Origin of the sequence: Solwaraspora sp. WMMD1047, from assembly GCF_029626155.1 — a bacterium.
Taxonomy (GTDB): domain Bacteria; phylum Actinomycetota; class Actinomycetes; order Mycobacteriales; family Micromonosporaceae; genus WMMD1047.
In genome coordinates this window covers 1,055,673-1,073,475 of record NZ_JARUBL010000001.1, presented here as the reverse complement: position 1 = coordinate 1,073,475, position 17,803 = coordinate 1,055,673, and the positions used below count along the sequence as shown (strand labels likewise).

Annotated in this window: 18 protein-coding genes; 9 read left to right on the top strand and 9 right to left on the bottom strand. The window is 70.6% G+C overall.

Annotated features, from left to right (window positions below; genetic code table 11):
- Positions 1–1,992: a thioredoxin domain-containing protein gene (locus tag O7627_RS05040; RefSeq protein WP_278092324.1), complete on the bottom strand. Its 1,992-nt coding sequence runs from the start codon at positions 1,990–1,992 to the stop codon at positions 1–3.
- Between the two features lie 116 nt (positions 1,993–2,108).
- Here O7627_RS05040 and O7627_RS05035 point away from each other — a divergent pair, with 116 nt between their 5' ends.
- A complete protein-coding gene (locus O7627_RS05035; protein ID WP_278092323.1) occupies positions 2,109–2,864 on the top strand; it encodes a hypothetical protein in 756 nt (251 codons plus the stop codon).
- 62 nt (positions 2,865–2,926) lie between these two features.
- On the opposite strand, the gene O7627_RS05030 is transcribed toward O7627_RS05035, so the two are convergent.
- Positions 2,927–3,841, bottom strand: a complete 915-nt coding sequence (locus O7627_RS05030; RefSeq protein ID WP_278092322.1) for a hypothetical protein — start codon at positions 3,839–3,841, stop codon at positions 2,927–2,929.
- A 107-nt stretch (positions 3,842–3,948) separates the two neighbouring features.
- On the opposite strand from O7627_RS05030, the gene O7627_RS05025 reads away from it, so the two are divergent.
- The 3 genes from O7627_RS05025 to O7627_RS05015 all read left to right on the top strand — a co-directional run bounded on the left by O7627_RS05025 (position 3,949) and on the right by O7627_RS05015 (position 4,852).
- Complete coding sequence (locus O7627_RS05025; RefSeq protein WP_278092321.1) at positions 3,949–4,344, top strand: Scr1 family TA system antitoxin-like transcriptional regulator; 396 nt, start codon at positions 3,949–3,951, stop codon at positions 4,342–4,344.
- Between the two features lie 12 nt (positions 4,345–4,356).
- On the top strand, positions 4,357–4,554 hold the full coding sequence (locus O7627_RS05020) for a DUF397 domain-containing protein (RefSeq protein WP_278092320.1): 198 nt from the start codon (positions 4,357–4,359) through the stop codon (positions 4,552–4,554).
- Between the two features lie 100 nt (positions 4,555–4,654).
- Positions 4,655–4,852, top strand: coding sequence for a DUF397 domain-containing protein (locus O7627_RS05015; RefSeq protein WP_278092319.1), 198 nt, complete (start codon positions 4,655–4,657; stop codon positions 4,850–4,852).
- Positions 4,853–4,882: 30 nt separating this feature from the next.
- Here O7627_RS05015 and O7627_RS05010 read toward each other — a convergent pair whose 3' ends face one another.
- From O7627_RS05010 to mca, 3 genes are all read right to left on the bottom strand, one after another.
- Positions 4,883–7,375, bottom strand: a complete 2,493-nt coding sequence (locus tag O7627_RS05010; RefSeq protein ID WP_278098165.1) for an EAL domain-containing protein — start codon at positions 7,373–7,375, stop codon at positions 4,883–4,885.
- Between the two features lie 239 nt (positions 7,376–7,614).
- The gene (locus O7627_RS05005; RefSeq protein ID WP_278092318.1) at positions 7,615–7,959 is read right to left on the bottom strand and encodes a hypothetical protein; all 345 of its coding nucleotides are present in this window, start codon (positions 7,957–7,959) and stop codon (positions 7,615–7,617) included.
- Between the two features lie 107 nt (positions 7,960–8,066).
- A complete protein-coding gene (mca, locus tag O7627_RS05000; protein WP_278092317.1) occupies positions 8,067–8,948 on the bottom strand; it encodes a mycothiol conjugate amidase Mca in 882 nt (293 codons plus the stop codon).
- A gap of 114 nt (positions 8,949–9,062) precedes the next feature.
- Here mca and O7627_RS04995 point away from each other — a divergent pair, with 114 nt between their 5' ends.
- The 3 genes from O7627_RS04995 (at position 9,063) to O7627_RS04985 (ending at position 11,125) form a co-directional block, all read left to right on the top strand.
- Positions 9,063–9,497, top strand: a complete 435-nt coding sequence (locus tag O7627_RS04995) for a DUF4307 domain-containing protein (RefSeq protein ID WP_278092316.1) — start codon at positions 9,063–9,065, stop codon at positions 9,495–9,497.
- A gap of 108 nt (positions 9,498–9,605) precedes the next feature.
- A complete protein-coding gene (gene greA, locus O7627_RS04990) occupies positions 9,606–10,106 on the top strand; it encodes a transcription elongation factor GreA (protein ID WP_278092315.1) in 501 nt (166 codons plus the stop codon).
- A 128-nt stretch (positions 10,107–10,234) separates the two neighbouring features.
- Positions 10,235–11,125 (top strand): hypothetical protein, encoded by an 891-nt coding sequence (locus O7627_RS04985; protein WP_278092314.1) that lies wholly within the window; start codon positions 10,235–10,237, stop codon positions 11,123–11,125.
- Between the two features lie 94 nt (positions 11,126–11,219).
- On the opposite strand, the gene ilvA is transcribed toward O7627_RS04985, so the two are convergent.
- Genes ilvA through O7627_RS04970 form a run of 3 tightly spaced genes read right to left on the bottom strand, consistent with a single transcriptional unit; the run spans position 11,220 to position 15,000 of the window.
- Complete coding sequence (gene ilvA, locus O7627_RS04980) at positions 11,220–12,440, bottom strand: threonine ammonia-lyase (protein ID WP_278092313.1); 1,221 nt, start codon at positions 12,438–12,440, stop codon at positions 11,220–11,222.
- Positions 12,437–13,819, bottom strand: a complete 1,383-nt coding sequence (locus O7627_RS04975; RefSeq protein ID WP_278092312.1) for an amidase family protein — start codon at positions 13,817–13,819, stop codon at positions 12,437–12,439. Before O7627_RS04975 ends, ilvA begins: the two co-directional genes overlap by 4 nt.
- Positions 13,820–13,857: 38 nt before the next feature.
- Positions 13,858–15,000, bottom strand: a complete 1,143-nt coding sequence (locus tag O7627_RS04970; protein WP_278092311.1) for a cystathionine gamma-synthase — start codon at positions 14,998–15,000, stop codon at positions 13,858–13,860.
- Between the two features lie 34 nt (positions 15,001–15,034).
- Between O7627_RS04970 and O7627_RS04965 the strand changes: the two genes are divergently transcribed.
- Entirely contained in the window at positions 15,035–15,448 is a 414-nt protein-coding gene (locus O7627_RS04965; RefSeq protein ID WP_278092310.1) for an HIT family protein, read from the top strand.
- A 154-nt stretch (positions 15,449–15,602) separates the two neighbouring features.
- The gene (locus O7627_RS04960) at positions 15,603–16,997 is read left to right on the top strand and encodes an IS4 family transposase (protein WP_278091547.1); all 1,395 of its coding nucleotides are present in this window, start codon (positions 15,603–15,605) and stop codon (positions 16,995–16,997) included.
- Positions 16,998–17,076: 79 nt separating this feature from the next.
- On the opposite strand, the gene O7627_RS04955 is transcribed toward O7627_RS04960, so the two are convergent.
- Positions 17,077–17,787: a class I SAM-dependent methyltransferase gene (locus O7627_RS04955; protein ID WP_278092309.1), complete on the bottom strand. Its 711-nt coding sequence runs from the start codon at positions 17,785–17,787 to the stop codon at positions 17,077–17,079.
- Positions 17,788–17,803: the final 16 nt, after the last annotated feature.

Genomic DNA, 17,803 nt, shown 5'->3' with positions numbered 1-17,803 from the left:
CTAGCCGGTGAGCTGCGCGGCCAGCTCCTCCGGTGTGGTCACCGGACGGTCGCAGACAAAACCCCGGCAGACGTACGCGGTGGCGGCGCCGCCGAGCATCGGCCGGTCGGCCAGCAGCGGCACCCCGGGCCGGTCGGTCGGCCCGGCGACCACCACGGTCCCGGGCGGGGCGTGCCGGTACGCGGTGGCCAGCAGCGGGTCACCGACCGGCTCGTCGGTGACGACCGCGATCTCGTACGGGCCGGCCAGCAACGCCTCGCCGACGGCCGCCGAGTAGCCGCTGAACCGGGCGTGCCGGGCCAGGATCGGCGTGATGGTGCCGAGGGCGGCCTCGGCCGCGTCCCGGTAGCGCGGCTGCGCGGTGAGCGCGGAGTAGGTGACGAGCGCCGCCGCGATCGCCGCCAGCCCGGACGGGGTGGCGTTGTCAGTCGGGTCGGCCGGCCGGGTGATCAGCTTCTCGGCGTCGTCGGCGGTGTCGTAGAAGCCACCCGAGCCAGTGCCGAAGTGCCGCAGCGCGGTGTCCAGCAGCTCACCGGCGAGCGTCAGCCAGCGCCCGTCGCCGGTGAGCTGGTGCACGGCGCAGAACGCCTCGGCCACGCAGCCGTAGTCCTCCAGCACCCCGGGCGGGTCGCCGACCCGGCCGTCGCGGGAGACCCGCCGCAGCCGGCCGTCGTGAAGGTGCCGGTCGGCCAGCACCTCGGCGATCCGCACCGCCGCCGCGCCGGTCACCGCGTCGCCGGTGAGCTGGGCGTGTTCGACAAGTGCGGTGACCGCCAGCCCGTTCCAGGCGGCCACCACCTTGTCGTCCCGGGCCGGCTGGGGGCGCCCGGCACGGACCTCGCGCAGCCGGGTCCGGACCCGCTGCCACCGCCCGGCCACCGCCGGGTCGACGTCGTCGATGTCGCGGGCCAGCCGCAGCACGCTGGTGCCGTGCTCGAAGCTGCCCTCCTCGGTGACCTGGAACAGGTCGGCCGCCCACCGGCCGTCGTCCGGGCCGAGCGCGTCGACCAGCTGCGCCGGGGTCCAGGCGTAGGTGGCGCCCTCGACGCCGTCGGTGTCGGCGTCCAGCGCGGAGGCCAGCCCACCGGCGTCGGTGCCGAGGTCGTCGAGGAGAAAGGCGGCCGTTTCGGCGGCGATCCGGGCCGCCATCGCGTCGCCGGTCAGCCGCCACAGTTGGGTGTAGACCCGCAGCAGCAGCGCGTTGTCGTAGAGCATCTTCTCGAAGTGCGGCACGGTCCAGTAGGCGTCGACCGAGTAGCGGGCGAAGCCGCCGGCCAGCTGGTCGTAGAGGCCGCCCCGGGCCATCGCCTCGCAGGTGTGCCGGACCATCTCCAGGGACCGGGCGTCGCCGCTGCGCTGGTGCTGGCGCAGCAGGAAGAGCAGGTTCATGTGCGGGGGGAACTTCGGGGCGCCGCCGAAGCCGCCGTGGCGTTCGTCGTACCCCTCGGCGAGCTGGCCGGCGGCGGCGTCGAGCAGGTCGGCGGTGACCGGGCCGATCGCCCCGCCGGTGGCCTGGGCGCCGCCGATCGCCTCGACCACCGCGGCGCCCTGGCTGAGCACCGCGTCCCGCTGGTCCCGCCAGGCGGTGCCGACCGACTGGAGCAGCCGGACGAAGTTCTGCTTCGGGAAGTAGGTGCCGCAGAAGAACGGGGTGCCGTCCGGGGTGGCGAAGACGGTCATCGGCCAGCCGCCCTGGCCGGTCATCGCCTGGGTGGCGGTCATGTAGACGGCGTCGACGTCGGGGCGCTCCTCGCGGTCGACCTTGATGGCGACGAAGCCGTCGTTCACCAGCTTGCCGACCCCGTCGTCTTCGAACGACTCGTGCGCCATCACGTGACACCAGTGGCAGGCCGCGTAGCCGACCGAGATGAGCACGGGTACGTCCCGACGCCGCGCCTCTTCGAACGCCTCGTCGCACCACGGCCACCAGTCGACCGGGTTGTCGGCGTGCTGCTGCAGGTACGGGCTGGTCGCGCTCGCCAGTCGATTCATCCTTCCGACCATAGGTCACACCTCGGCCACGGTGTCGCGCACCGGCGTCTCCCGGCTGCACTTCCCGCACCCGTCGGCTACCTTCTGAAAATGTTTGATCAACATTTTGCCAGCTCATGAGGCTGACCATCCCGGCCCGGCGGTTGCTGCGGCTGCTGCTGGGGATGGTCGCCGCACTGCACGTTCTCAGCCTCGTCGTCAACGTCGTGCACCGCCGGGTGGGCGCCGAACCGTTCCCGCACTTCGACTGGCTGTACGCGTTCTTCGACGTGGACCAGGAGCACAACCTGCCGACCTGGTTCTCGTCCACCCTGTTGATGGTCAGCGCGCTGGTGCTGTGGCACATCGGGACCATCGCCGTCCGCTACGACCGGCACTGGAAGCTGCTCGCCGCGGTCTTCACCTTCCTGGCGGTGGACGAGGCCGCCCAGGTGCACGAGGCCGCGAACACGCTGCGCGACACGTTCGACCTGTCCGGCGTGCTCTATCTCTCCTGGATCCTGGTGGCCGCCCCGCTGGTGGTCATCCTGGCCCTGGCCTACCTGCGCTTCGTCGGCCACCTGCCGTCCCGGGTGCGCACGCTGGTGTTGCTGGGCGGCGGGCTGTACGTGGGCGGGGCGATCGGCATGGAGGTGGTCGGCAGCGTGCTCTGGGACTCCGGCCCAGGCTACGACTCGATGGCGTACGCGCTCAGCGCCGCGGTCGAGGAACTGCTGGAGATGCTCGGCATCGTCAGCTTCCTCTACGGCATCGCCCGCTACCTGCAAGAACACCATTCGGATAGCGAGGAATCCGCCACCAGCACCAGGACAGTTCCCTATCCCCGCAGGTACGCGCCCACGGAGGCAGCCCAACCAAGTCCGGCCGGCTGAGCTGTGGCCGCGGGCGCGCTGGGGAGCGTCCGGCCGGGACCAGCCCGGCCGGACGCCGCCGGTCAGATCCGGGAGAGCAACGGCCGGGCAGAGCACTGCGTCGTGCCGATGTTCTTCAGCGTCAGTACCAGTTCCCGCACTGTCGATCCGCTGGAGTTGACGACCTGCCGGTAGTAGTGGCGGGTGATCTGCATCGTGCAGCCAAGCTCCACCGGCTCGACGTTTATGACATGCGTGGCGGTCAAGGGGGTGGCGTTGGTCCAGGAGGTGCTCACCGACGAACCGGCGCCCAGGGTCCGCAGACTCAGTCGGTTCTGTGTCGGCGTGACGCCCTTCAGGACGTCGGCCGAGCAGGCGATGTTTCCGATGTTCTGCACCTCGGCACGCAGGTACACCGGCTGCGCCACATCCCCTTGGGGGACCCGCTGGAACCAGGTGCGCAGCACCTTGAACCGGCAGCTGTTGGAGCTTGTCGCCCCGCTGGGGAGCAGGCCGATCAGTCCCATGTCGAAGACCTGCCCGATCTGGGTCAGTTGGGTGGAGACAGTCGTTACCTCGGAGGGCTCCACGCCGCCGGTGGAGGCGAGGGCGCTCCCACTGAGCGAGGAGAGGATGACGTCCGTCCCACAGGCGATCGTGCCGACGTTCTTGATCGTGAAGTGGAACTTGCGCTCGCCCGTGTTCAGCCGCTCGTACCACTCGTTGGTGACCTCGAACGCGCACGCGGTCGAGGTGCTGGCCCCGACCGGGGAGAGACCAACCTTGTAGACGGCGTTGTGGGGATTGGCGTTGTTCCAGACCCAGCCCTTCGAGGCGCCGGCCGCTACGGTGCCGCTGAAGAAGTTGGTCTCGGTCGCGGCATGGGCGGGAGCCGACGTGGCGATCACGCCCACCGGCACGGCGAGCAGCGTGACCGCGAGCAGGCGCAGCAGCGTCGATGCTGTGCGTCGACTGGGACTTTGTGGTTTGTGCGGCATGCAGAGACCTCCGAACCACTTGATGAGAACGAGGGACTGGCGCCCTGGGTCAGGAGCCGAACGGCTCGGACCGGATGGCCATCCTCGCAATCAGGAGCGGGCTCCGAATGGAATGCTGGACGCGGCTGGACACGGTTGGACACCTGACCCGCCGCCCGGAACCGCCGGCTACCGCTGCGCCCGCCGCACCAGGTGGGCCGGACGTGATGCGGGAGCAACTCGCTCATGTCGTCGCCGTCGCACAGGACATGCGGCACGTCTCGATCCAGGTTCTTCCATTCGATCAGGGAATCTTTCCAGGCATGCTCGCGTCCTTCACCCTCATGGACTTTCGTCCTCCCGATGGCAGCATCGTCTTCTCGGAAGGGTTGACCGGCGCGATCCACGAAGAGACCGAGGAGGCTGCGCGCTATAGAATCATCTTCGACGAGCTCCGCGCGGCCGCACTGAGCAAGGCAGACTCCATCAGACTGATGGAACAGCTCATGCATGAGTTGATCTAGGGAGGGGTCGTCATGGGTCCGTTGGACGAAACTTGGCGGGTTAGCACCCGCACCGGCACCCAGGGCCAATGCGTCGAGGCACGCGTCGCTGGACGGCGGGTCGAGATCCGCGACAGCAAGGACCGCAGTGGTCCGGTCCTCACCTTCACCCCCGGCTCCTGGACCAGCTTCGTCGCATTCCTCGACACCGGGCAGCGCACGGCCGACTGACCGGAGCGCGCCCCTACCCGGGCACCAGCCGTCAAGAGGCGCCGTCGGCGCGGAGCGGGACCACCCGCCTGGGATCAGTCGACCGAGAGAAGGGCCGACCGTGGAAATTCTCAACTCCACTTGGCGCACCAGCAGCCGTAGCGGCACTCAGGGACAGTGCGTCGAGGCGCGCATCGCTGGACGGCGGGTCGAGATCCGCGACAGCAAGGACCGCAGTGGTCCGGTCCTCACCTTCACCCCCGGCTCCTGGACCAGCTTCGTCGCGTTCTTCGACACCGACCGGCTCACGGCCGACTGACCGGAGCGCGTCGTATCCGGGGATCAGCCGTCAGGAGGCGCCGTCGGCGCGGAGGGGGTAGACCCGGGCCTGGGAGGAGCCGAGCAGGGTACGCAGCACGATGATGACCTTGTCGGACGGCATCGGCTTGAAGAAGTGGTAGCCCTGCGCCGCCGTGCAGCCCAGCTGGGCCAGCACGTCGCGCTGCTGGGCGGTCTCCACCCCCTCGGCCACCACCCGTAGGCCCAGCTCCTTGCCGAGGTCGACGGTGGTCCGCACGATCGCCGCCGCCTCCGGCGAGTCGGCCATCCGCATCACGAACGAGCGGTCCACCTTCAACTCGTCCACCTCGATCCGGGTCAGGAACGTCAGCGACGAGAAGCCGGTGCCGAAGTCGTCGACGGCGATCTGCACGCCCATCGCCCGGAGCGCGGCGAGCACCTCGTCGATGACCTCCAGCTCGCTCATCACCACGGTCTCGGTGATCTCCAGGACCAACCGGTGCGGCGGCACCTGGTGGGTCCGCAGCGACTCGGCGACCTCGCCCGGCAACCGCGGGTCGAGCAGGCTGCGGGCGGACAGGTTGATCGAGATCGGGATGTCCAGGCCGTGCCGGGCCCACTCGGCCGCCACCTGCAACGCCTTGTCCACCACGTACCTGGTGAACGCGCCGAGCAGTTCGCTGCCCTCGATCGCGCGGACGAAGTCGACCGGGTGCAGCTGGCCGCGGCGCGGGTGCGACCAGCGGATCAACGCCTCCACCCCGGTCGGCGCGCCGGTGGTCAGGTCCACCGCCGGCTGCAGGGCGAGCACCAGCTGGTCGTCGGTTCGAAGCGCTTCGCGCAGCTCCGCGAGCAGCGCCAGTCGGTCGGTGCTCGCCGCGTCCCGGGAACTGTCGTACGTGGCGACGCTGCTGCCGCCGGACTTGGCCTGGTACATCGCGATGTCGGCCCGGCGCAGCAGCTCGGTCATGTCGGCGGTGCCGGCGCCGGCCACCACCACCCCGACCGAGACCTCGACCGACATCCGCACCCCGGCCACCTCGATCGGGTTGGCCAGCTGTTCGACGATCTCCCGGGCCCGGCGCAGCGCGTGCGGCGCGGCCGGCCGGTCCCCCAGCGAGGTCGACTCGGCAAGCGTCGGCAGAGACGTCACCAGCAGGGCGAACTCGTCGCCGCCGAGGCGGCCGAGCAGCTCCCCCGGCCGGGCCAGCTCACCCAGCCGGGTGGCGGTCACCTGGAGCAGCTGGTCTCCGGCCGCGTGCCCGAGGGTGTCGTTGACCTCCTTGAAGTGGTTCAGGTCGAGCAGCAGCAGCGCCACCGGGTGGTCGTGGGGGAGCTGGTGCAGCGCGGCGTCGCCCTTGGCGAGCATCGCCGCCCGGTTGGCGAGCCGGGTCAGCGGGTCGTGCACCGCGTCGAACGACGACCGCTCGGTGACCGCCCGCAGCTCCTGGTGGGTGGCGGCGTCGTGCAACGCGGCCGCCAGCGCGTCTCCGTACGCGGAAAGGGCGTCGTGGTCACGCGGACCCGGCACGATCGACCGGGGGAACCGGACCCGCAGCATGCCGACGGTCGCCGCGCCGACCTCAAGCGTCCGGGCCAGTTCGTGCTCGTCGACCGCGAGCGCCTCGGCGGCCGGTGGGGCGGCCAGCTCGCAGTCGATCACCGGCGCGTCGACCCGGCCGACGTAGCGGCGCAGCCGGCCCTCCGGGCGGGCCAGGTCCAACTCCACCTGCTCGGCGCCGAACAGCCGCAGCGCTCCCCGGGTGCCGTTCGTCGCCACGCTGTGCTCGTCGAGCTGGTTGAGCGCGCCGGTCGCCTCTGCGAAGGCCCGCCAGGTGCGCCGCTCGTCGTCGGCGCGCAGCCGGTGGCTGTAGGTCTGCTGCAGCAGCCAGAGCACCAGCGGCAACAGCACCAGCCAGCGGGCGTCGTGGACCAGCAGCATCACGACCCCGAGCCCGACCAGCACGTTGCCGACGAACATCAACAGCTTGCCGTGCAGGGCCCGCAGCACCAGCGACCACATCGGCAGTCCGCGCCGCAGCGCCGCGGTGAGCCCGGCCAGCCAGACGGTGGTGAGCAGGTAGACCAGCGAGCCGGCGACCAGCCCGGCGGCCAGGAACGGCGACGGCGCGGTGTCGAACGGCGCACCGAAGAGCGTGATCACGCTGGTGGCGAGGGCGGCGGCCACCGCGATGGTCCCGGCGGTGTGCAGCACGTTCAGCGGCGGCCGGGGGTCGAAGAAGATCGAGATGGTCGCCCAGGCGAGCAGCCCGCCGGCCAGGGCGGCGGCCGGCATCCAACCGGGCGGTACGAGGAAGAGGCCGACGATCAGGGCGGCCTCGCCCCAGCTCACGCTCACCACGCCGGAGCTGACCCGGAAGCGCAGCCGGGCCAGTTGGGCCAGCGCCACCACCCCGGTGGCGAGCCCGAAGCGGGCCAACGGCGCCAGCCAGTCGTCGGCCGGCAGGGTGGCGGGGACGGCGAGTCCGACGGCGGCGGCGGCGAGCGCGGCGATCAGCACCGACGCGGTCAGCACCAGCATCCTCGGCTGCGCCGGCAGGACGCCGGCCCACCGGCCGAGGCGGGACCAGAACCCGGTGGGCGAGGTCATGGATCCGCACCGTTCGGGGTGCGCCAGGTCGGGACGCGGCCGGGCCGCACGCGGCGCCGGGCGTCGGATCGGATGGTCATCGGCGCCCCCTTCCGCGCACGCGGGACTTTTGGTCCCCGGCGGAAGGCTAAGCCAAAGCGGTTTGGCGCAACAGGGGGCGGCCGACCCGTTTAGCGTGAATCATGTCCCGGAGTGGGATTTTCGCTGCTGGTGGGGCCCCTGGAAACGCTCCCACCAGATTCATCCAAGCTGGCACGTCCCGGCGCGGTCTCCAGTGTCGGATCAACGACTCTCGAATCGACCCGGCCCTCGTCGGACCCGCCGCCGTCGGCGGGGAACCGGTCCGGTAGCCGACGCAACCGGGCATTCATGTTCCGAATCAGCAAAACGGTCACGATCCCCAACAGGATGATGAGGAACATGCCCATCGGACCGGCCAGACCGCCGGTCCGGGTGTCCCCGAAGTTGTTCTCGGCGAGCACCCGCTCGGCGAGCAACCCTGCGCCGGTCACCATGCTGCTCCTTGATCATCATCCGGCCGCGCTCTACCACCGGCCGGTGTCCGCCAGCGGCCCCTTCGTCCGCCGCCGGTCCCGGTCGACCACGGTACGCGCTCGCGGGCTCAGCCGGCGTGCGCGGTCCCGCGAATCCCGGCGAACAGGTCCGATTCCGGCACCGGGCTGTCGACGAACGACTTCACCAGCTGGAAGTCCTCCGTCGGCCAGGCCTTCCTCTGCAGCTCCATCGGCACGTGGAACCAGAAGCCGTCCGGGTCGACCTGGGTGGCGTGCGCCCGCAGCGCGTCGTCGCGGACCGGGAAGTAGTCGGCGCACGGCACCCGGGTGGTGATCCGGGGACCCTTGTCCTCCCGGTCGGCCCAGCGCTCGATCCACTCGCCGTACGGCGACTTCAGCTCGCGGGCGAGCATCTCCTCGTGCAGCGCCATGATCTTGCCGCGGGAGAAGCCGATGTCGTAGTAGAGCTTCAACGGCTGCCACGGCTCGCCCGCCTCCGGGTAGCGCTCCGCGTCACCGGCCGCGTCGAAGGCCGCCACGCTGACCTTGTGGCACATGATGTGGTCCGGGTGCGGGTAGCCGCCCTCCTCGTCGTACGTGGTGAGGACGTGCGGGCGGAACTCCCGGATCAGCCGGACCAGCGGCCCGGCGGCCACCTCGACCTCCTCCAGGGCGAAGCAGCCCTCCGGCAGCGGCGGCAGCGGGTCGCCCTCCGGCAGCCCGGAGTCGACGAAACCCAGCCACGCCTGCTCGACGCCGAGGATGGCCCGGGCGGCGTCCATCTCGGCCCGCCGGATCTCGCCGATGTTGGCCCAGACCTCCGGCCGGTCGAGTTTCGGGTTCAACACGCTGCCGCGTTCACCACCCGTACACGTGACGACCAGGACATCCACCCCCTCGGCGACATATTTCGCCATCGTCGCCGCGCCCTTGCTGGACTCGTCGTCGGGGTGGGCGTGCACAGCCATGAGCCGCAGTCGCTCTGCCACCGGGGTCGCTCCCTGATTCGTGTTCACCTAGTGGGAAGGTGTACACCTGCTGAGAAGATGGACTCTGCCATTCTCACCGATGGCACCGACAACGAACGCGGGAGAGCGCCCCCGGTGACCGAGACGCACGCCACAGATTCGCCCACCGCGCCGGTTTTCCCACCCGGCCGTTACGGTCGGCGGCGCTCCGGGCAGCGTCGGCGACCCTGGCTGGCGGGGCTGCTGGCGGCCGCCATGATCGCCGGCCTGGCCCTGGTCAGCATGCGGCTCTACCAGCAGTACGGCGACCCGAACTACACCGCCGAGGTGATCACCTACACCGAGATCACCGACAACCAGGTGCTCGTCGACTTCCGGGTCACCGTGCCGCCCGGCGGCGCCGCCACCTGCGTGGTGCGAGCCCGGTCACGCGACGGCGCCGAGGTGGCCCGCGAGGAGGTTGTGGTGCGGGCCGCCCCCGGCGAGCGGCACCCCACCGTCCGGCACCGGCTGGTCACCACCGCCCGGCCGATGCTCGGCGAGGTCGTCCGCTGCCGCCCCGCGGACTGACCCGCTTCTGCCGACCTCCCGACAAAACACCAGGGGCCTCACGTGTAGCGCACTGGTAACTTGGTAATTCGTCCCTGTCCGCCCTACGTCCACCCGAGGAGATCGCCCGTGTCTACGACCGACCGCGACGCGACCGCAACCTGGCTGTCCCAGGAGGCGCACGACCGGCTGCAGGCCGAGCTGGACGAGATGATCGCCGCGCGGCCGGCAGTGGCCGCCGAGATCAACGCCCGGCGGGAGGAAGGCGACCTCAAGGAGAACGGCGGCTACCACGCCGCCCGTGAGGAACAGGGCAAGCAGGAGGCCCGGATCCGCTACCTGCAGGAGCTGCTGCGTACCGCTCGGGTGGGTGAGGCACCGACGGCGGACGCGGTGGCCCCCGGCACCGTCGTCACCATCCACTTCGACGACGACACCGACGACACCGAGACCTTCCTGCTCGGCTCCCGCGAGATCGCCGCCACCACCGACCTGACCGTCTACAGTCCGGAGTCGGCCCTCGGCCAGGCCATCCTCGGCACCCGCTCGGGACAGACCGTCACCTATACCGCACCGTCCGGAGCGGACATCAAGGTGACCGTCGTCCGCTTCGAGCCGTACGCCGGCTGACCCCGCCCGTCCCACGGGGCAAACCTAAAGAATCCTGACCGAACGTCTCATGCGTTGGTCTATGTAGACCTGCAATCATCTCCTGCGCCCGTTTTCTCTGCGGGCTTTCACACGGGAGGAACACCCACATGCAGGAGCAAGACCAGAGTCGTACGGTCGGCCGGCGCAAGCTGCTGCGGCGCGCCGGAACCGTGGCCGCGGGGGCCGCTGGAGCGGGCGTTGTCGGCTCGATGGTCGGCAGCCCAGCCCAGGCGGCCCCCGGCGACCCGGTGGTGATCGGCTCCGCCAACACCGGCGGGACGACCACCACCACCCTCACCTCCGGCAACGCCACCAACCCGACGCTGCGCCTCAACAACTCGGCCGGCCCGGCACTCTCCGTCGAGCTGTCGGAGACGATCAACCCGACCACCGCCCCCTCGGGCAGCATCTACGTCGACAGCTACGGCGACTTCAACGCCGTCGGCGAGGTCGAGGGCGAGCGGTTCCTGACCACGGCGTACTCGCCCACCTGGGCGTTCATGCCGTGGCCGGAGTCCCCGTTCCGTTGGGTCGACACCCGGACCGCGGCCGGCCGGGCCTTCCTCAAGCCGGGTAGCACCTTCGACTCGTCCGGCCGCCTGCTGCCGAAGAACAGCAACACCACCCCGGACGCAATCGTCGACCTGTCAGAACTGTTCGCGGGCGGCATCGGCGCGGTTCAGATCAACCTGACCGTCGCCAGCCCGGTTTCCGGCGGCTACGCGTCCGTCTGGGACGAGGGTCCCTTCCCGGGCATCTCGAACATCAACTACGCCACTGCGAACCTCGCCAACTTCGCCCAGACCCTGATCGGTGGGGACCGGGCGATCCGAGTGAAGACCAGCAAGGCTGCCGTGATCATCATCGACATCATGGGCTGGGTGTTGACGGACCCGTTCTGGCAGCTCGGAGGCGCCTCGCCGCGCGCCACGAACGCCCGTGGCGGCACCAACAAGGCACTCGCCCGCCTCCAGAAGCGCATTCCGCAGGGCCAATAGCTGCGATTGTTCCTGTTGGTGTGGGCGGGTGTCCGGAGGCTCGGGCACCCGCCCACTCGCATCCTGGACGCGGATCGAGCCGTGTCCCGCCCGGTCAGTAGCGTTCGGCGAGGACTACCTGGTAGCCGGTGGCGCGTAGGCCGCCGATCAGGGCGTCGGAGTGTTCGGCGCCGCGGGTCTCCACCGACAGCGCGACCTCCACCTCGCCGAGCCGCAGCCGCGGGTTGCGGCGCTGGTGCTCCACATCGACCACATTCGCCCGATGCTCGGCGATCTGCCGCAGCACCGAGGCCAGCTCCCCCGGCTGGTCTCCGCAGCGCACCGTGAACCGCAGGTACCGGCCGGCGGCAGCCAGCCCGTGCTCGATGACCCGCAACATCAGCAACGGGTCGATGTTGCCGCCGGAGAGCACCGCCACCACCGGCGTATCCACCGGAACCGTCCCGGCCAGTAGCGCCGCCACCCCGGCCGCGCCGGCCGGCTCGACCACCTGCTTGCCGCGTTCCAGCAGCATCAGCAGGGCCCGGGAGATGTCCTCCTCGGAGACCGTCACCATCTCGTCAACCAGCTTGTTGACGTGCGCGAAGGTGATCTCGCCGGGGCAGCCGACGGCGATCCCGTCGGCAATGGTGGAGAACCGCGCCAACGCGATCGGCTCCCCGGCCGCCAGCGACGGCGGGTACGCCGCCGCGTCCTCGGCCTGGACGCCGACGATCCTGATCTCCGGCCGCAGCGCCTTGGCGGCCACCGCGATCCCGGAGATCAGCCCGCCGCCGCCGACCCCGGTGATGATCGTGCGCACCTCCGGCAGCTGTTCCAGGATCTCCAGCGCCACCGTGCCCTGACCGGCGATCACATCCTGGTGGTCGAACGGGTGGATCAGCACCGCCCCGGTCCGCTCGGCGAACTCCCGGGCGGCCACCAGCGCCTCGTCGACGGAGGCGCCGAAGAACTCGACGGTGGCGCCGTACCCCTTGGTAGCGGCGACCTTCGGCAGCGGAGCGCCCACCGGCATGAAGACGGTGGCGGCGGTGCCGAGCAGGGCCGCGGCGAGCGCCACCCCCTGGGCGTGGTTGCCGGCGCTCGCCGCGACCACGCCCCGCCGCCGTTCGTCGTCGGAGAGCCGGGCGATCCGCACGTACGCCCCCCGCACCTTGTACGACCCGGCGCGCTGCATGTTCTCGCACTTGAGCCAGACCGGCCCGCCCAGCGAGGCGGTCAACGGCCGGGACGGCTCCAACGGGGTCGTCCGGGTGACCCCCACCAGCAACTCCCGCGCCCCCCGCACATCCGCCAACCCGACCAGCTCACTCATGCCCCCGATACTCGCAGTTTGGGGTAGGTGGGGGCGTGTTGGGGCCAGGGGGCGGCCAGTTCGAACTGGCCGGCCACCGCGAGCAGGAGCAGTTCGGAGTTGGGTGGGCCGACGAGCTGCACGGCGACCGGCAGGCCGTCGGGGCGCAGCCCGACCGGCACCACGAGCGCGGGCAGCCCGGCGATGTTCCACGGCGCCGAGTAGGGCGCGTACCGGACGTTTGCCGCCATGTTGGCCCGCCAGGACCGCGACGACCAGCTCAGCGCGGCCGGCGGCGGGCCGGCCAGCGCGGGCGTCAGCAGCACGTCGACCGAGTTGTCGGCGAAGAAGGCGATCGACCGCGCCCGCCACGCCTCCCGGTCCGCCTCCCGCACGTAGTCGCGCCGCCGTGCCACGTCACCCAGCCGGGCGTGCCACCGGGACCGCCGCTGCAGGCTCTGCCGGTCCAGCCCGGCCGCCTCGTCGGCGGCGGCGGCGAACCAGGTCGCCACCCCGCGCAGCCCGAGCGGGGTCGGGTAGGTCACCTCGATCGACACCGCGTCGTGTCCGGCCGCCGCGAGCAGCCGGGACGCCGCCGCCACCGCGTCCCGGTTCGGCGCGTCGGGCCGCACCCCGGCCACCGGCGAGTTCAGCGACACCGCGACCCGCAGCCGCTCCGGCTGCACCAGTTTGTCGGGGCGGCGGCCGGCGAGCACCGAGAAACCGACGGTGGCGTCGGCGACGGTGGTGGCGAGGATGCCGTGTTCGGTGAGCCCGTACCAGGCGCTGGCCGGTGCGGGCAGCACGCCCCGGCCGGGCTTGAGGCCGACCAGGCCGCAGCAGGCGGCCGGGATGCGGATCGAGCCGAGCCCGTCGTTGCCGTGCGCGATCGGCACCAGCCCGGCGGCGACCGCGGCGGCCGATCCGCCCGACGAGCCGCCGGGGGTGACGTCGGTGTTCCACGGGTTGCGGGTGATGCCGCTCTCGTCGTCGGTCACCCCCCAGAGGCCCAACTCCGGCATCCGGGTGACGCCGAGGATCACCGCACCCGCGCCGCGCAGCCGCCGGGTCACCTCGTGGTCGGTCTCGGCGACCGGGGTACGGGCGGCGGCCGACCCGCGCCAGGTCGGCATCCCGGCGACGTCGGTGTTCTCCTTGATCGCCACCGGTACGCCGGCCAGCGGCAGGTTCGCCAGGTCGTCCTGCTCGTCGACCTTCTCCGCCTCGACGATCGCCTCGCCGCCGCGCAGCGCCCGGAACGCCGTCAGTTCGCGGTCCACCCGGGCGATGTGGTCGAGGTGGTCGGCGACCACCTGGGTGGCTGAGGCGTCGCCCCGGCGTACCGCTCGGGCGATCTGTTTCGCGCTCGCGCCGACCCAGCTCCGCGTGACGTCCTGCACGACCCCATCCTCCCCAACAGACCACCCGGGTGGGCGGTTCAGCCGAGCGCCTGTTCCAGATCGGCGAGCAGATCGTCGGCGGTCTCGATGCCGACAGACAGTCGCACGAGATCGGCGGGAACTTCAAGCGCCGAGCCGGCAACGCTCGCATGTGTCATCCGGCCGGGATGTTCGATCAGGGATTCCACTCCGCCGAGCGACTCGGCGAGCACGAAGAGCCTTGTTCGTTCGCAGATCCGCAGCGCGGCGGCCTCCCCACCGGCCGCCCGGAAGGAGATCATCCCGCCGTACCGACGCATCTGCTTGGCGGCGGTCTCGTGGCCGGGGTGCTCGGACAGCCCCGGGTAGAGCACCTGCGCCACGGCGGAATGGCTGGTCAGATACTCGGCGATCCGCTCGGCGTTGTCGCAGTGCCGGTCCATCCGTACCCCGAGGGTCTTGATTCCGCGCAGGGTGAGCCAGCCGTCGAAGGGGCCGTTGATGGCGCCCATCGCGTTCTGGTGGTAGGCCAGTTCGGCGCCGAGCCCGGCGTCGGCGGTGATCAGCGCGCCGCCGACCACGTCGGAGTGGCCGCCGAGGTATTTGGTGGTGGAGTGGATCACCACGTCGGCGCCGAGCCCGAGCGGCTGCTGCAGGTACGGCGAGGCGAAGGTGTTGTCGACGGCGAGCAGCGCGCCGGTCTCGTGGGCGATGCCGGCCAGCGCCGCGATGTCGGCGATGCCGAGCAGCGGGTTGGTCGGCGTCTCCACCCAGATGATCTTCGTCTGGCCGGGCCGGACGGCCGCCCGTACCGCGTCGGGGTGGGAGATCTTCGCGGCCGTGAAGGTCAGCCCCCACCGCTGCGCGACCTTCGCGAAGAGCCGGTAGGTGCCGCCGTACGCGTCGTCCGGGATGATCACGTGGTCGCCGGGCGCGCAGACGGTGCGGATCAGGGCGTCCTCGGCGGCCAGCCCGCTGGCGAACGCGAGCCCGACCCGCCCGCCCTCGATCGCGGCCAGGCACTCCTGCAGCGCGTCCCGGGTCGGGTTCCCGGACCGGCTGTACTCGTACCCCAGCCGCGGCGCGCCCACGGCATCCTGGGCGTACGTGCTGGTCTGGTATATCGGCGGCACCACCGCACCGGTCCGGGGGTCCGGGTCCTGGCCGGCGTGGATGGCGAGCGTCTCGAAGCCGTAGTTCATCATCGTGACGCTAGCCTGCGGCTACTCTGCCCGGATGGCGGGATGCGTGTTTTGCGGAATCGTCGCCGGCTCGACCCCGGCGTTCCTGGTCACCGACACCCCGGACGGCGTCGCCTTCCTGGACACCCGCCCGGTCTTCCACGGCCACGTCCTGGTGGTCCCCCGCGACCACCACGAAACCCTCACGGACCTGCCACCACCGTCCATCGCCGGCTACTTCAATCTGGTACGCCGAATCGCGCTCGCGGTCGAAGCCGGGTTGGGTGCGGGCGGCACCTTCGTAGCGATGAACAACCGCGTCTCCCAGTCGGTCCCGCACCTGCACACCCACGTCGTCCCCCGCACCAAGGGCGACGGCCTACGCGGCTTCTTCTGGCCCCGCCACAAATACGACTCCCACTCCCAGGCCGAGTCCTACGCCACCCGGGTGTCCGCCGCCCTCCCCTAAGCTTCACCCGTGTTGTGAAGGTTTGTGGTCGCCCTAGCGCAATGCCAGGAAGTTAAGGGTGTGTCACGTGCCTGAATAAGACGAAGCTCCTGTAGAACGTGGATCGACCAAGATCTAAATTCATACAGGAGCTTCGTTGTCCGGGGATTCTTCCATGGATGCGTTGCCGCGGCTTGGTGCGGGCGCCGCGTGGCAACACATCGGGCTGGGCGTGCTGTCACAGTCGGTGCCGCGAGAGCTCATCGATGAGGCGGTAGCGGCGACCGGAGTCACTCAGCGGCGGGTACGTCTGCTGCCGGCTCGGGTGGTGGTGTTGTTTGTGTTGGCGATGTGCCTGTTCAGTACGGACGGCTACCGGCAGGTGTGGCGGTTGCTGGTTTCGGGCTGGCCCGCGTTGGCCAGGATCACCCCTACCACCTCGGCGTTTTCTCAGGCCCGTCAGCGGTTGGGGGAGGCGCCTCTGAGATATCTGTTCGAGCGGGTGGCCGGGGCGCGGGGCGAGCCGGGCATGCCCGGCGTGTTCGTGGCCGGACGGCGGGTCGTGGCCTGGGACGGCACCAAGCTGCAGACGGCCGACAGTCCCGCCAATGAGGCCGCTTTTGGTCGTGATGCGGGTGGCGGTGGCAACACGGCGGGCTACCCACGGCTGTGGCTGTTGACGTTGATCGAGTGTGGCACGCATGCGGTCATCGGTGCGTCGTTCGGCCGCGAAGCGGAAATGGTCCAGGCCCGCGCCCTGCTTCCCCTGCTACGGGAAGACATGCTGCTCGTCGCTGACCGGAACTTTCACGGCTATGACCTGTGGCGGGCAGCGGAGGCCACCGGCGCAGGACTGCTCTGGCGGATGAAGTCCAACCGCCACCTGCCCGTGGTAAGGGCACTGCCAGATGGATCTTGGATATCAGTCATCAAACCCCCACCAGGGCGGCGGCGGGGCACCGAACCGGTCATCACCGTCCGGGTGATCGAGTACACCGTCACGGTCGCCACCACCAACCGACACGGCGTGACGGCATGCCGGACCGAGCGGTACCGGCTGGTCACCAACCTACTCTGCCCGCAGGACATCACCGCGGGACAGCTGATCGACTGCTACCACCAACGCTGGGAAACAGAGAACAGCTACCAGAACCTCAAGACCCACCAGCGAGGGTCGAAGGTCGTACTACGTTCCCACGATCCCACCGGTGTCCGGCAGGAGATGTGGGCTCATCTCATCGTCTACCAAGCGTTACGGGACCTGATCACCACGACCGCCGCCGAGCATCACCTCGACCCCGACCGACTACCGTTCCTGACCTGCCTACGCCTGGCACGTCGACACGTCATCAACACCGCGATCACCACCAGCCGGGACCTCACCAGCGCACTGATCACGGTCGCTGACGAACTCCTAGACGATCAGACCGGCCCACGCCGGTCACGCTCCAGCCCCCGAGCGGTCAAACGCCCTACCTCGCCCTACCGCGGCAAGAAACGAACCGAACCAGCATCAACCACAGCCACCTACACCACCAACCTCACCAAACCCGGCCCGGAAAGCACTTAACTTCCTGGCATTGCGCTGGGGCGACAACAAACCTTCACAACGTCGGCGTCACCTGCGTCGGCGTCGCGGACGGCGACGGTCACGCGGTGGTGCGGGTGGCGGTGTAGAGGACCGTCAGGCGGGGGTCTTCGACGGCGCCGGTGGGCTCGCCGTCGATGAGGGCGGCGAGCCGGGTCAGGAACTGCTCCCGGTCGGGTGGTGCCAGTTCGGCGATGTTCGGGAAGGTGGACCAGAGGTCGCGGGCGGTGTCGGCGGTCAGGGTCTGCTGCCATTCGATGATGTCGACGGTGACGTCGGTGAACCAGCCGCCAGTGGTCAGCCGCTGCCGCCACCGGTCGGTGTCGAGCACGTGCGAACGGCTGCTGCGGTAGCCGGGCTCGGCGGGCAGCAGGTCGGCGTAGACCTGATCGAGCCGGTCGCGGAACGTGGTCGGCCGGTTGGTGTCGCCGAACTCGTTCCACCAGGCGGCCAGCCAGCCGCCGGCCCGTACCTGGCCGGCGATCTTCCCGATGGCGGTGTCCGGATCGAGCCAGTGCAGTGAGGTGGCCGCGACCGCCAGGTCGAACCCGCCCGGCAGCTCGGCACTCTCGAAGTCGGCCACGACAACGCCGAGCCGGTCGCTGCCGTGGTCGGCGGCCAGGATCGCGGCGAGGCTTTCGCCCGGCTCGACCGCGACCACGTGTGCCCCGGCGGCCAACAGCGGCCCGGTCGCCAGTCCGTTGCCGGCACCGATTTCGAGCACCCGCGCGCCGGTCCGCAACCCACACCGGTCGGCAAGCAGGTCGAACACCGCTTTCGGGTAGGGC